This window comes from Solimonas aquatica (genome assembly GCF_900111015.1).
GTDB classification, from domain to species: Bacteria; Pseudomonadota; Gammaproteobacteria; order Nevskiales; family Nevskiaceae; genus Solimonas; species Solimonas aquatica.
This window is the reverse complement of record NZ_FOFS01000001.1, coordinates 161,313-174,690: the sequence shown is the minus strand read 5'-3', so window position 1 is coordinate 174,690 and position 13,378 is coordinate 161,313. Positions and strand designations below refer to the sequence as shown.

The 13,378-nt window shown below is 66.3% G+C and carries 8 protein-coding genes; 5 read left to right on the top strand and 3 right to left on the bottom strand.

Annotation, left to right across the window (positions count from 1 at the left end; all coding sequences use genetic code 11):
* Positions 1-26: 26 nt before the first annotated feature.
* From BMY12_RS00725 to BMY12_RS00710, 4 genes are all read left to right on the top strand, one after another.
* On the top strand, positions 27-2,312 hold the full coding sequence (locus tag BMY12_RS00725) for an amidase family protein (RefSeq protein WP_245732289.1): 2,286 nt from the start codon (positions 27-29) through the stop codon (positions 2,310-2,312).
* 4 nt (positions 2,313-2,316) lie between these two features.
* The gene (locus BMY12_RS00720; protein ID WP_177188776.1) at positions 2,317-4,599 is read left to right on the top strand and encodes an amidase family protein; all 2,283 of its coding nucleotides are present in this window, start codon (positions 2,317-2,319) and stop codon (positions 4,597-4,599) included.
* Positions 4,600-5,146: 547 nt separating this feature from the next.
* Complete coding sequence (locus tag BMY12_RS00715; RefSeq protein WP_218140017.1) at positions 5,147-6,784, top strand: amidase family protein; 1,638 nt, start codon at positions 5,147-5,149, stop codon at positions 6,782-6,784.
* 30 nt (positions 6,785-6,814) lie between these two features.
* Positions 6,815-8,155, top strand: coding sequence for a TolC family protein (locus tag BMY12_RS00710; RefSeq protein WP_177188775.1), 1,341 nt, complete (start codon positions 6,815-6,817; stop codon positions 8,153-8,155).
* 290 nt (positions 8,156-8,445) lie between these two features.
* Here the strand turns inward: BMY12_RS00710 and BMY12_RS00705 are convergent, their stop codons facing one another.
* The gene (locus BMY12_RS00705) at positions 8,446-9,849 is read right to left on the bottom strand and encodes an aromatic ring-hydroxylating oxygenase subunit alpha (RefSeq protein WP_093280671.1); all 1,404 of its coding nucleotides are present in this window, start codon (positions 9,847-9,849) and stop codon (positions 8,446-8,448) included.
* A 42-nt stretch (positions 9,850-9,891) separates the two neighbouring features.
* Positions 9,892-11,151 carry a metal-dependent hydrolase family protein gene (locus BMY12_RS00700; RefSeq protein WP_093280668.1) on the bottom strand — a complete coding sequence of 420 codons (1,260 nt, stop codon included), beginning with the start codon at positions 11,149-11,151 and terminating at the stop codon, positions 9,892-9,894.
* A 277-nt stretch (positions 11,152-11,428) separates the two neighbouring features.
* Between BMY12_RS00700 and BMY12_RS00695 the strand changes: the two genes are divergently transcribed.
* The gene (locus tag BMY12_RS00695; protein WP_177188774.1) at positions 11,429-12,706 is read left to right on the top strand and encodes an FCSD flavin-binding domain-containing protein; all 1,278 of its coding nucleotides are present in this window, start codon (positions 11,429-11,431) and stop codon (positions 12,704-12,706) included.
* Here BMY12_RS00695 and BMY12_RS00690 read toward each other — a convergent pair.
* On the bottom strand, positions 12,703-13,362 hold the full coding sequence (locus BMY12_RS00690) for a TetR family transcriptional regulator (RefSeq protein WP_177188773.1): 660 nt from the start codon (positions 13,360-13,362) through the stop codon (positions 12,703-12,705). The genes BMY12_RS00695 and BMY12_RS00690 overlap by 4 nt on opposite strands.
* Positions 13,363-13,378: the final 16 nt, after the last annotated feature.

The window sequence follows — 13,378 nt, the reverse complement described above, 5'->3', positions numbered from 1 at the left end:
GCATCCGCTTCGGGGAGCAACAACGCATGCGCTCACGCATTCTTGCCAAAACGCTGCTGACGACGCTGCTGGCCTTGTGTGCCGGCAGCGCCGCAGCAGCCTCGTTCAAGCTGGAAGAAACCAGCATCGAAAACATCCACAACGGCATCCGCTCCGGCGAAGTGACTTGCGCCGGAATCGTCGATGCCTATCTGGCGCGCGCCAAGGCCTACAACGGCTCCTGCACCGCGCTGATCACCGAGGACGGCAAGGCCGCACCGTCGGTGCTCGGCGCGCTGCGCGCCGGTGTGCCCTTGAAGTTTGCGCAGAAGACGGTGGCAATCGACAAGCACCTGCCTGACTACAAGAATTACAAGGGCGACACGCCCGACTTCGGCCGCATGGAACCCACCAAGTCGGACCCGAGCGTGTATCAGCAGTACGGCATGGTGGCCGGCATCCCCAAGGCCGGCGGCATCAATGCCCTGGACACCATCAATGTGCGCGGTGAACGCAGCATGAGCTGCAAGGCCGAATGCGATGCCGCCGGCGGCGCGCTGCCGGCGCACTGCCCCAAGGCCTGCGATGACTTCCGCAAGCTGCCGGACGCCCGTGAGCAGGCCGCGGCCCTGGACCGTCAGTACGGACGCAATCCGGATCTCAAGGCCATGCCGCTGTACTGCGTGCCCATGTCCACCAAGGCGGTGTATGACGCCAAGGACATGCGTTCCACCGGTGGCGGCGATGCCGCCTACGCCACCGACTTTGCGCCCAAGGACGGCACGCTCACCGCGCGCATGCGCAGTGCCGGCGCCATCATCTACGCCCATGCGCTGAACTCCGAGTACAACGGCGGCAGCGGCGATCCGGGTGGCGATGCCAAGGTCAAGCGTCCGTACATCGGCGCAGCCGGTGCACGCGAAGCCTGGGGCGGCACCACCTGCAATCCGTATGACACCGAGCGTGAGACCGGCGGTTCTTCCGGCGGCTCCGGCACTTCGGTGGCGGCCAATCTGGTGGTCTGCTCGATCTGCGAAACCACCGGCGGCTCCTGCCGCAATCCGGCCACGCACAACAACGTGGTCAACTTCGTGCCGACCAAGGGCATGATCTCCTACGCCGGCGCCATCGGTGCGAATCCCTACCAGGATCGCCCCGGCATTCTCTGCCGCAGCGTCAAGGACGCGGCGACGGTGATGGATGCGTTCCGCGACACCAAGACCGGCCGCTACTTCGACGCCGGCGACGCCTACACCGCGCTGCCACGCAACCTGCCCTATGCCAAGTCTTTCGTCGAAGCACTCAGTCCGGCAGGTAGCGACAAGCCGCTGGCGGGCGTGCGCATCGGCGTGATCCGCGAGTTGTATGTGAAGCACACGCCCAGCGACGCCGGCATGATCGATGGCGTGAATGAGCAGCTCAAGGTGCTGCGCGCGCTGGGCGCCGAACTGGTGGAGACCACCGATCCGCAGGTGGCCGACGATCCTTCGATTCCGAACATGGCCTTCACCATGCAGGACGCGATGGCCGAGGTGCTGCCCTTCCACATGCCGGAGGTGTTCTCCTGGAAGACCAAGGACGGCAAGCCGGAATTCGAGGTGCCAGGCTGGGATGTCAGCAGCCGCAAGTATCTGGTGGCGGTGGCCAACCATCAGGCGCCGCTGCCGAAGAACCTGAACTTCCGGCGCATCTTCGGCAATCCGCCGAGCAACGAGGACAGCGTCACCGGCTACAGCTTCGCCTTCAACATGGACCAGTACCTGGGCCTGCGCGGCGACGCAAAAATCAAGGACTGGACGAGCCTCAACGCCAATGCCAAGTACTTCAGTGACGCCAAGGCTGCCTCGGCGAAGAACTGGGAGAACAAGGCCATCGACCCGCGCACCTACGACACCACCTACACCATGAAGCGCCGCGAGGTGATGCGCATGGCGGTGATCAAGGTTCTGGAGCAGAACAAGATCGATGTGTTCGCCAATGCCACGCTGTCCACGGTGCCGGCCAAGCTGGGTGGCCCCAGCCAGCCCAACAGCGAGCTGCGCGCGGGCTTCGGCTACGGCGCGCGTCTGGGCACGCCGGAAGTGTTCGTGCCGGCCGGCTTCGTCAGCAGCAACTATGAGCCGGAGTTCAAGCTCAGCGCCGATGGCAAGAAGTACGAGACCGTGGCCGGCAGCAAGCCCACACAGCTGAAAAATCCCCTGCCCTACAACATCGCCTTCTGGGCGGGGCCGGGCGACGAGGCGGTGATTCTGAAAGTGGCCTCGGCCTATGAAGCGGCCACGCATCACCGCCGTCCGCCGCCGGGCTTCGGTCCGGTCGCCGGAGAGCCGTGAAGCCATGTCTGCCTTCCGCTTACAGGCTCTGAGCCTGAACCTCCTGTTGTCCACCGCCTGCGCACAAGCGCAGGCGGCTCCTTTTCAAGTCGAGGAGGCCAGCATCGCGCAGATCCACGACGCGATCCGTTCCGGCGCCACCAGCTGCAAGGGCGTGGTCGAGGCCTATCTGGCCCGCGCCCGCGCCTACAACGGCATCTGCACCGCGCTGCTCACCCCCGACGGCGCCGATGTCGCGCCGGCCTTCGGCATGCGCCGTGCCGGCGCGGTGCTGAAGTTTCCGACGCGCACGGTCAAGGCTTCATCGCTGCTGCCGGATCTGGATCAGTATCGCGGTCTGCCCCTGGATTACGGTCGCATGGAAGCGACCGTGTCCGACCCGTCCGTGATGCAGCAGATGGGCATGCGCGTGGGCATGGCCAACGCCGGCCAGGTCAATGCCCTGGAAACGCTGAACCTGCGCGGCGAGCGCTCGGTGACCTGCAAGGGCCGCTTCGATGCGCATCCTTCCAGCGGTCCGCTGCCGGCCGATGCGCCCAAGATCTGCGAGGAATTCCGTCGCCAGCCCGATGCCCTGGAGCGCGCCGCCGAACTCGATGCGCAATACGGCCGCAAGCCCGACTTGAACAAGCTGCCGCTGTACTGCGTGACGGTTGCGATCAAGGATGTCTACGACACCCGCGACATGCGCAGCACCGCCAACAACGATGTGAATTTTGCAATGGATGCGCCGCCGCGCGACGCCACTCTCATCGCACGCCTGCGCGACAAGGGCGCCATCATCTACGCCAAATCAGTGGCACATGAATTCAACGGCGGTCCGGGTGATCCCGGCGGCGCCGCCAAGCCGAAGACCAATCTGGTCAACGGCGGTCAGGCTTTCGGCTCCTGGAGCGGACAGGCCTGCAATCCCTACGACACCGAGCGCGTCACGCGCGGTTCCAGTGGCGGCTCGGGTGCGGCCATCGGCGCCAATCTCGCCACCATCGGCATCTGCGAACAGTCCGGCGCCTCCTGCCAGGGACCGGGCTCGCGCAATGGCGTGGCCACGCTGCTGACCACCAAGGGCCTGCTGCCGGACAACGGCGGCATCGGCTATCAGTGGTTCAACGACCGCGCTGGTGTGCACGCCCTGCATCTGGCCGACACCGTACGCGTGCTCGATGCCGTGAAGGATGCCGAGCAAGGCTACTTCGATCCGCACGATCCCTTCACCGCCGTGCCGCAGGCGCTGCTGCCGCCGCAGCCCTATTCCCGCTATGTGGTGGCCAGCGGCGCCGGCAAGCCGCTCAAGGGCATGCGCATCGCGATTCTGCGCGAGCACATGGTGAAGAAGACCGCCAATCATGTCGCCATCTCCGATCAGATCGACCGCGAGATCAAGACCGTGTTGCGCGATCAGCTGGGCGCGGAACTGGTGGAAACGGTCACGGCCGGGTATCCGGACGATCCCGAGGTGGCCAATGTGCAATTCAGCTTCAACGATGCGCTGGCGGAAATCCTGCCGAGGCTGATGCCGGAGATCTTCACGCGTCGCGACAAGAAGGGCGAGCTGTACTTTGCCGTGCCGGGGCATGACGTCACGTCCTACGATTATCTGAAGGCCTTGAGCCGACATCAGGCGCCGCTGACCGACAAGATCAACATGGTCAACTTCGCCGGCTTCGCCGCGCTGCCCTGTCAGAACAGCCTCTGCGCCGATCTGCGCTTCGACATCGACCGTTATCTGGCGGAACGTGGCGACGCCCGCGTGCGCGACTGGCCGAGCTGGGTGGCCAATGCCAAGTTCCGTGAGGATGAGTCGCGTGCCGGCGCCGAGAACTGGATCAGCTTCAAGGGCCATTTCGACGAGGGCAAGAGCGAGCGTCTGGCACGCAGTTACGTGGCGCGGCTGGCGCTGGAGAAGATGATGCGCGAGAACCGCATCGATGCCTTCGTGCATCCGGAGAACACGGTGCCCACGCCGAAGATTCTCGGGCCCAATGTCGGCAGCATCAGTCTGGATGGCATCACGCCCTTCTTCCAGATTCCGCGCGTGGTGGTTCCGGCCGGCATGACGCAGACCGTCGTGGAGCCGGTGTACGTGCTGAACAAGGATCGCAGCGACTACGAATCCGCGCTGCCACCTGATGCCAGGCCCGGCAAGCTGGCCAAGCCGATGCCGATTGCCATCACCTTCTTCGCCGGCCAAGGCGCCGAACCGACGCTGATTCGTATCGGCACAGCCTATGAAGCCGCGACGCACCATCGCCAGCCGCCACCAGACTTCGGCCCGGTGAAGCACTAAAACCGTAAGGCGGGTTAGGCGCGCCAGCGCCGTAACCCGCCATCGTTTTGCTGTTCTGGGCTTAGCTGATCTCTTGATTGGGCTTTGGTTTCGTGCGCCCTTAGGCGCCCGCAGCAGAAGCGCGCCCTACGCGTCGCATCCGTCGCCGCAGTCGCGGCGCCGGAAGCTAAGCGCTGCTTGCGTGCGACGCAAAGGGGTTTGAAAAGCAAAGCCAAAGCTTGTGTAGCCCGGATGAAGCCAAGCGCAATCCGGGGCTGTTGATGGCGGTGAGCGATGAGCCCCCGGATTCCGCTTCGCTGCATCCGGGCTACGGAAGCCAATAGATCGAGCATCACACGCAGCAACGATCAGCAAAGCCATCGCGGGTTGCGGCGCTGGCGCGCCTAACCCGCCCTGCAGGCCCACAGGTCTTCCTGCGTGCGCGTCTTCGCCAGAATTGCGTTGCGTCTACGCAGCATGCTTGGCGCGAAGCACGTAGGGCGCTGCCGGGCGGCGCCGTCTTAGCAGACAAGAACCATCCACTTCTCTGCCAATCCCGAGGCCCGCCTTGTCCGCATCGCTCACCCTCCGCTTACGTCCCCTCGCCCTGGCCGCCCTGCTCAGCTTCACCACGCTGCCGCAGGCCTACGCCGGCACGCTGGATATCGACAAGGCCGGCATCACCGAAATCCAGGCCGCGTTCAAGCAGGGCTTGAGTTCAGAGGCGCTGGTGCAGGCGTACCTCAAGCGCATCGAGGCCTACGACAAGAAAGGGCCGCAGATCAACGCGGTGATTCTGCTCAACGCCAAGGCGCTGGACGAGGCGCGCAAGCTGGATGCCGAACGCAAGGCCGGCAAGCTGCGTGGACCATTGCATGGCGTCCCGGTAGTGCTCAAGGACAATTACGACACCTTCGATCTGCAGACCACGGCGGGCTCTCAGCTGCTGGAAGGCCATGTGCCGCCGGACGACGCTTTCGTGGTGAAGAAGCTGCGCGAGGCCGGCGCCATCGTGCTGGCCAAGGTGAATCTTTCCGAGTTCGCCGGCAGCGGCGGCTCGGTGAGCGGTGCGCCGGAAGAGATTGCCGCCAAGGGCCGCGTGCCCAATGGCTTCAGCTCCGCCGGTGGCCAGACGCGCAACCCGCATGACCCCACGCGCGGCCCGGCCGGTTCCTCCGGCGGCACCGGCGCAGCGGTGGCCGCCAACTTCGCGCCCTTCGGTCTGGGCACCGACACCGGTGGTTCGGTGCGCGGTCCCTGCTCGGCCAATGGCATCGCCGGTCTCAAGCCCACGCGCGGCCTGATGAGCCGCGACGGCATCGTCCCCCTGGGCCTGTCCTTCGACACCGGCGGCCCGATGGCGCGCAGCGTGCGCGATGTGGCGATCACGCTCGGCACCATGACCGGTGTCGATGCCGCCGATGCAGCCACCGCCGCCAGCGCCGCTCATTTCAAGACCGACTACACGCCGTATCTGAAAACCGGTTCGCTCAAGGGCGCGCGCATCGGTGTGGCGCGTGATTTCATGGGCAAGGACGCCGGCACCGACCAGGTGATGGAAAGCGCGCTGGCCACGCTCAAGAAGCAGGGCGCGACGCTGATCGACGTGAAGTATCCCGATCCCATCCTGCAGAACCGCCAGGGCATCTACAACCTGGTGGTCAGCGCCGAATTCAAGGCCGACATCGCCACCTACCTGAAGACCACCGGGCCCGGCTTTCCCAAGACGCTGGACGAGATCGTGGCGCGCGTCAACGATCCCAGGACCGGCTATCGCAGTCCGGAAAAAGCCGTGGGCCTGAACTACACCAATTCCATCGCGCTGGCCGTGGATGATCCGGTGTACCTGGCGACCCGGAACCAGGGCGTGGGCGCCACCAAGGCCGCCATCGACGCGCTGTTCACCAAGCACAAGCTCGATGCCATCGTCTATCCCACCTCGCCGCGTCCGGCGCAGCCCATCGTCACCAAGACGCCCGCGCCCAGCGATTCACCCACCAACTTCGCCAACCAGACCGGTTATCCGGATCTGATCGTGCCTGCCGGCATGACGGCGGAAGGTCTGCCGGTGACCATCTCCTTCTTCGGCCAGGCCTGGACCGAGCCCAAGCTGATTTCCTATGGCTATGACTTCGAGCAGGCCAGCAAGGCAATCCGTCTGCCCAAGCACACGCCGGCGCTCGGCAGTGATGTGATCCGCTTCTGATCAGCACCCTTGGCATTGCCGAACCCGCTCTTGAACGCATTCGCCCGCGCGCTGCCGGCCTTGCTGCTGCTCGCCCTGTTGCCGCAGCCAGCCGGCGCCGCGCCGGTCGAGGCCCCGCCGGCTGATTGCACGGCGCTGCCGCAGACCGCGCTGCAACTGGGCGATGTGGTGGACATCGCGCTGTGTCGCAATCCGCGCAGCGCGCAGGCCTGGGCCCGGCTGCGCGCGGCGCAGGCCAGCCACAGCGCGGCTTATGCGCCCTATCTGCCGGCGCTGAACTTCAGCAGCGTGTACAGCGACCCGCTGGTGGGCAGCGACAGCAGCAGCGACTCCGGCAGCGGCACGCGTACACGCCTGAACAACAGCGCGACGCTGAGCTATCTGCTGCTGGATTCCGGCGGACGTCGCGCCGCGCTGGACCGCGCCGCCGCATGGCTCGATCTGGCGCAGGCTTCGCGCATTGACGTGCTGCAGGCGGTGTACCTGGACGCGGTGACGGCTTACTACGCCTGGCTGGCGGCCGAAGGGGCATTCGCCGCTTCGCGCGAGTCCGAACGCGCCGCGCAGTCCAGCCTGGATGCGGCGGTGCTGCGCGAAGCCGTCGGTTCGGGCACCCGCGCGGATCGTCTGCAGGCGCAGACCGCACATGCACGCAGCCAGCTGCTGCGCGCGCAGGCTGAAGGCCGCGCCCGCGCGGCGCGCGGCGAGCTGAGGGCGGCCATGGGCCTGCCGGCCAACGCGGCGCTCGATCTGGCGGCCGTCGAAGCGGCGCAGCCGGCGGCCGACTATGAACAACAGCTGGAACCGCTGATTGCCGCGAGCCTGCAGTCGCGCGCCGATCTGCTGGCCGCCGAAGCCAGTCTGCGCGCTGCCGAAGCCAATCTGCGCGCCGTGAAATCCAGCGGCCTGCCGACACTGTCCAGCACCGTCACGCAGCGCTGGAACCGCAGCGCCGGCGAGCTGCGCGAAAGTTCGGCGCTGGGCCTCACCTTGAGCGTGCCGCTGTTTCGCGGCTTCGAGGATCACAACCGCGTGCGCGCCGCCGAAGCCGAGCGCGATCTGGCACAGGCCGAGCTGCAACGTCTGCGTCTGGCCGCGAGCACCGAGGTCTATCTCGCGCACAGTGAATTGATCACGCAGACCCAGGCGGCGCGCAGCGCGGCGATACTGCTCGACGCCGCGCAGGAATCCGAATCTCTGGCCCGTGCCCGCTACGAAGCCGGCATCGGCATCATTCTGGATCTGATCAACGCGCAGAACGCCGCAGCCGATGCACGCCAGCAACTGGTGCTGGCCCGCAGCAACTGGGCCGCCGCCCGCACGCGACTGGCCCGAACCATCGGCGCACTCGACATTCATGCCGCGCCCTAGTGTCGTGAGTCAGAAATTCGCATGTGAATTCGCCGGTCTTTTTCGCGTCTGGCGGCGTTGCGCCTCCTCGCCATAGTCACCACTATGCCTCGTCGGCGCGCCTTGCCAGCCACGAAAAATCCTCGGCGACTTCATCAAGGAACTTCTGACTCACGACACTAGCAGGCTGCTGCAAACCCTGTCCTGAACGCGGCGTGGCTTGCGGCAGTCACGGCAAGCCAGTCACACGCGGCGCCGCATTGCGGCTGCCGCAGCGGGCGGCAGCCGCAATGCATAGGCCTCGATCGCACTCAGGATTTCACGTAACGATCCACCGTGCGCTCGAAATGGCGGATGCGGATTTCCTGATAATTGCCCAGGGTCTCGGCGCGCTTGGCGCTGGCCTCGAAGCCTTCCTGCTGCAGAATCAGGTTGTCGGTGTCCTGATCCAGAATCACGCCGAAGCCACGATCCATGGTCTTGGCCTGGGTGAAGGACTGCGCATCGCTCAGGCGTTCCATTTCGGCCGGACGCGGACGCACGCCATCCTGGGGCACGGGCCGCAGGAAGAACACTTCATAGAGGCATTTGCGGTGATCGCGCGGGTCCGGACGGAAACGGTAGACCATCGGCAGCGAGATGCCGGGGAACAGGAAGCAGTTCGGGAACAGGGTGTAGGAGAAGCAGTCCAGCAGTTCCGAGTCCGAAACCTTGGACAGATCGGTATTGGTGGCCTTCTCGAACATGCTGCGCAGCATGTCGGCCATCACCTGCCGCGCCTTGCCGCCCTCGCCCAGCGAGCGCTTGGCGCCGGCGAGCACGCTGCTGTCGCCCACCGTGAACTGATTGAGGATGTCTTGCTCGCTGTGCTTGCCGTACAGATGCGGGCTCAGCACGCCCAGCGTGGAGATGAAGCGGTTGACGTGCTCGCCGTAGACGTCGTACTGCGAGTTGGCGTCGCCGTTGGAGACCGCCACCTGCGGATGCGTCTCCAGCACATGGTAGGCCTCCATGAACGCTTCGATGGACAGCTTCCAGTTGGCCGGCAGGTTCTTGGCCACGTGCGCGTAGATATAGCGGTCTTCCAGCTTCCAGGCGCGGATGTGCGAGACCGCCTCGGCGCCCAGATACTCGGTGAGTGTCGGCGCCTGATCGTCCATGTTGATGAACACGAAGCCGCCCAGGGTCTCGACGCGCACCTGCGGCAGGCTGAACTTCGCCTTGTCCACATGCGGGAAGTCCCATTCGCAGACCACTTCGCGGCAGTTGCCGTCGATGCTCCAGCTCCAGCCGTGGAAGCTGCACTTGAACTCTTCGGCAAAACCTTCGGTGCCGGAGGCGCGCAGCTTGGTGCCGCGATGCAGGCAGGCGTTGTAGTAGGCGCGGATTTCACGGTCGCTGACGCGGGTGACGATGAAGGAGTACGGCCCGATGTCATAGACGTAGTAGTCGCCCGTTTCCGGAATGTGTTCCTCGCGGCAGGCGAATTGCCAGGTGCGCGTCCACAGCTTGTCGAATTCCTGCTTCGCAAACGCCGCTTCGGTGTAACGCTCGGAGGAGACATCCTCGCTGCCGAGGAACTGATAGGCCTCGGAACGCACCCAGCCCGGCGCGGGCACCTTGTCGCCGGCGATGATGTCCTGCGTGCTGGGCGCGCCCGGACAGCGGGCATCGCCCTGGTCGAGCTGCACTGGGTCTGGTGTTGCCACGCTCATGAGTTTTCTCCAGGGTTTGGTGGATTCAATGCGATGCCGCGCTCAGGCTGCGCAGCGGTTCTTGTAAAGCGCGCCGTCTTTCATGATCACCAGCAGACGTTCGGCCTGGGTCATCAGCGACAGGTCGGCGAGCGGATCGCCGGCCACCAGCAGCAGATCGGCCAGATAGCCTTCCTGGATCTGGCCCAGCTTCTGGCCGCTGTCGATGCCCATCATCGCGCCGCCATTGCGCGTGGCGCAGCGCAGGGCTTCGGCCGGCGTGTAACCGTAGTAGTCCACGAAGAACTGCAGATCGCGGGCATTGCTGCCGTTGCGGCTCCAGGCGAAGCCGTAGTCACCGCCGATGACATGGCGGATGCCGCGCTTGCGCAGCGCCGTATGCGTCTTCGACGAGGCTTCCAGCAAAGCGGGGACGCCCATGCGCGCGCCGACTTCGGCGCTCAGGCCGTAAGGCGCGGCCTCGTTGTTGACGATGGTGTGGAACAGGCTGACGGTGGGCACCACGAACACGCGCTCGCGGGCCTCCTCGAGCAGGTCCAGGGTCTGCTCGTCGGAATACTCCAGGTGATACAGCACATCGACACCGGCCTTGATGCAGGCCTGCGTGCCGGCGATGGAGCGCGTGTGCGCATTGACGCGCCGGCCCAGGGCATGCGCGGTTTCCACCGCCATGCGGATTTCCTCGTACGCCATCGGCGTGAGGTGCGCCGGCGTGTTCGGATAGAACGGGTCGCCCGAGACATCGAGCTTGATGTTGTCGCAGCCCTCGCGGCAGCACAGGCGCACGGCTTTGCGCATCTCCTCAGGCCCGTCGATGATGATCGAAGGCCCCTTGCGCGGATTGTGCAGACGGCTTTCATCGCCCATGCCGCCGGTCACGGAAATCTCCAGCGAACCGGCGCGGATGCGCGGCCCCGGCAGACGCCCGGCATCGACCTCATTGCGCACCGCCACACCCAGACGCAGCTTGGCCTCGGAAGCGCCCCAGGCACTGGTGAAGCCGGCATCGAGCAAGGCCTTGGCGCCGCGCGCGGTGGCCAGGGTCTGCTCCTCGGGCGGCGGGGTGATCAGATCCTCCGTGGAGGTCGCGGCATCGAAGGACAGATGCGCATGACCTTCGGTCATGCCCGGCAGCAGGGTCTTGCCGCGCGCCTGGATCACGGTGGCGCCGGGTGCAGTCAGCTGTCCGGGCGTGCGCGAGATGGCGCGGATGTACTGGTTCTCCACCAGCACATCGCCTTCGAAGGCGGGGGCACCGCTCGCATCCCAGATGCGCGCGCCCAGGAACAGGGTCTTGGCCATCGTCGTTCTCCTCCGTTTTTCGCCGCTGCGCCTTGCGCATCAGGCGGACTGTCCTGCCGCTTGCGGCGGCGTTTTGCGCTGGGCGTCCGTCGCCGCGCAAACCATGATGCGGAGCGCCCCCAGGCGCCCAACATTGATCCGGATCAATGCCGCCGGACGCGGCTTCGGGGGGTGGTGATTTCCTGCGTCGCTGGTCATTTTTCCTGCGACACAGGCGCAAATGGCGAAGGAGCGGCCGGACAGCGATCACGCGGGGTTTGCGCGACAATTGCGCGAAATGATGCGCACCCGTCGCCAAGTCCTGCACGACCTCGCCATGCTCGGCGGCCTGGCGCTGCCGCGCCTGAGCGCCGGCGCCGCGAGCCTGCATGTGGCGGTGGTCGGTGGCGGTTTTGCCGGCATGAGCTGCATACGCGCACTGCGCGAGCTGCTGCCGGACTGCCGCATCAGCCTGGTGGAACCACGCGCGCGCTTCATCACCGGGCCCTTGTCCAATGGCCTGCTGGCCGGCTTCATCGCCGCCGAACGTCTGCAGGCAAACATCGAACCTCTGGTGCGGCAGCTGTCACTGCGCTGGCTGCCGCTGCGCGCCGAGCGCCTGGACGCGCCGGATCGCTGCCTGTATCTGGCCGATGGCAGCCGTCTGCGTGCGGACTGCTTCGTGATCGCACCCGGTATCGATCTGCGTTATGAGGCGATTGAAGGGCTCGATGCGCAGAACAGCTCGCGCATGCCGCACGGCTGGCTGCTGGATGCACAGCTGCCGCTGCTGCAGCGGCGCCTTGCCGCGCTGCCCGAACGCGCGACCCTGCTGATCAGCGCGCCGCCCCTGCCCTATCGCTGCCCGCTGGCGCCCTATGAACGCGCTGCCGCCTTTGCCTGGTATGCGCAGCGGCGGCGCAAGCGCTGGCGCATTCTGATTGCCGACGCCAAGGATGACTTCCCCCTGAGCGCCGCCTTCATGGCCGGCTGGGAAGCCCTGTATCCGCAGACCATCGAATGGCTGCCGCGCGCCGCCGGCGGCAGTGTGCGCGCGGTGGATGCGCGCGCCGGCAGCGTGTTGCTGGACAGCGGCGAGCGCGTGCGGGCCGATCTGATCAGCCTGATTCCGCCGCAGACCGCCGGTGCCCTGGCCCAGCGCTCGGATCTCTGCGACGAAAGCCTCTGGTGTCCGGTGGCCGCCGACAGCTTCGCCTCGCTGCGCCATGAGCATGTCTATGTCGTGGGCGACGCCAGTCAGGCGCTGCCCCTGCCCAAGTCCGCCTCAGCCGCCCACGCGCAAGGCCGGGCCTGCGCCCAGGCCATCGCCTCGCGCTACGCCGGGCAGGCATCGAGCGGCGCCGGGATTCTGCACAATGCCTGCTACAGCCTGCTGGCGCCCGATTACGCCCTCAGCGTCGAGAGCCGTTTCGCCAGTGTCGGCGGCAGACTCAACCGCATCGAGGAAAGCGCCAGTCCTGCACAGGCCGATCGTGGCGCACGCGCCATGAGCGCGCGCGCCGCGCTGGCGGCTCAGGCCCAGCTGCTGCGCGACAGCTTCCAGGCCCGGGACTAGGCTTTGCGCTTGCGCACCGCTGCCGTCGCCGGCAGCTGATTGCGCAGCGGCTGATCCCAGACCCCGGGTCGCGGCGGTGGCGTGCGCACACCCTTGCGCGCGCGCAGCTGCGGCCGCACCAGATCCACCCAGAGCTGCACCTGCGCGCGGATCATCGCGCGGTTGTCGAGCAGATCGGCCTGCAGCGCCAGCCCCGACAGCAGGAAGCCCAGCTGCAGGAACAATTCCGCCGAGCGCGTGCCGCTGTCCTTGGTTTCGAAGTAGTGCGCGGAGGCCGGCGAGAACAGATCGAAGACTCGGCGCACCATGGTGCGCATCGCCGTCATCAGCGCCGCGTCGCGCTGCGCGGCGGTGAGCAGCTCGCAGTAGGCGCGAAACTGCGCGGTCTCGAAAAACTGCTGCCACACGGTATCGACCACCGCCTGCAGCTTGTCGCCGCCTTCCGGCATGCCCAGCAGGGCCTCGCCGATCTGGCGGTAATTGTTCTTCAGCAGTTCTTCGGCGGCATCGAGCAGCAGCGCCTGCTTGTTCGGATAGTGATGCACCTGCGCGCCGCGCGAGACCCCGGCGCGGCGCACGATGGAGCTGAGCGAGCTGCCGGCGTAACCCTCCTGCGCCAGGCTCTCCACCGTGGCCTCGATGAGGCGCCTGCGCATGGCATCACTGCGTTCT

Bases quoted from the DNA above. Each gene is read 5' to 3' on its own strand.
- BMY12_RS00700 (WP_093280668.1), bottom strand. From the start codon at position 11,151: ATGGCCAAGACCCTGTTCCTGGGCGCGCGCATCTGGGATGCGAGCGGT.
- BMY12_RS00690 (WP_177188773.1), bottom strand. From the start codon at position 13,362: ATGCGCAGGCGCCTCATCGAGGCCACGGTGGAGAGCCTGGCGCAGGAG.
- BMY12_RS00720 (WP_177188776.1), top strand. From the start codon at position 2,317: ATGTCTGCCTTCCGCTTACAGGCTCTGAGCCTGAACCTCCTGTTGTCC.
- BMY12_RS00695 (WP_177188774.1), top strand. From the start codon at position 11,429: ATGATGCGCACCCGTCGCCAAGTCCTGCACGACCTCGCCATGCTCGGC.
- BMY12_RS00705 (WP_093280671.1), bottom strand. From the start codon at position 9,849: ATGAGCGTGGCAACACCAGACCCAGTGCAGCTCGACCAGGGCGATGCC.
- BMY12_RS00725 (WP_245732289.1), top strand. From the start codon at position 27: ATGCGCTCACGCATTCTTGCCAAAACGCTGCTGACGACGCTGCTGGCC.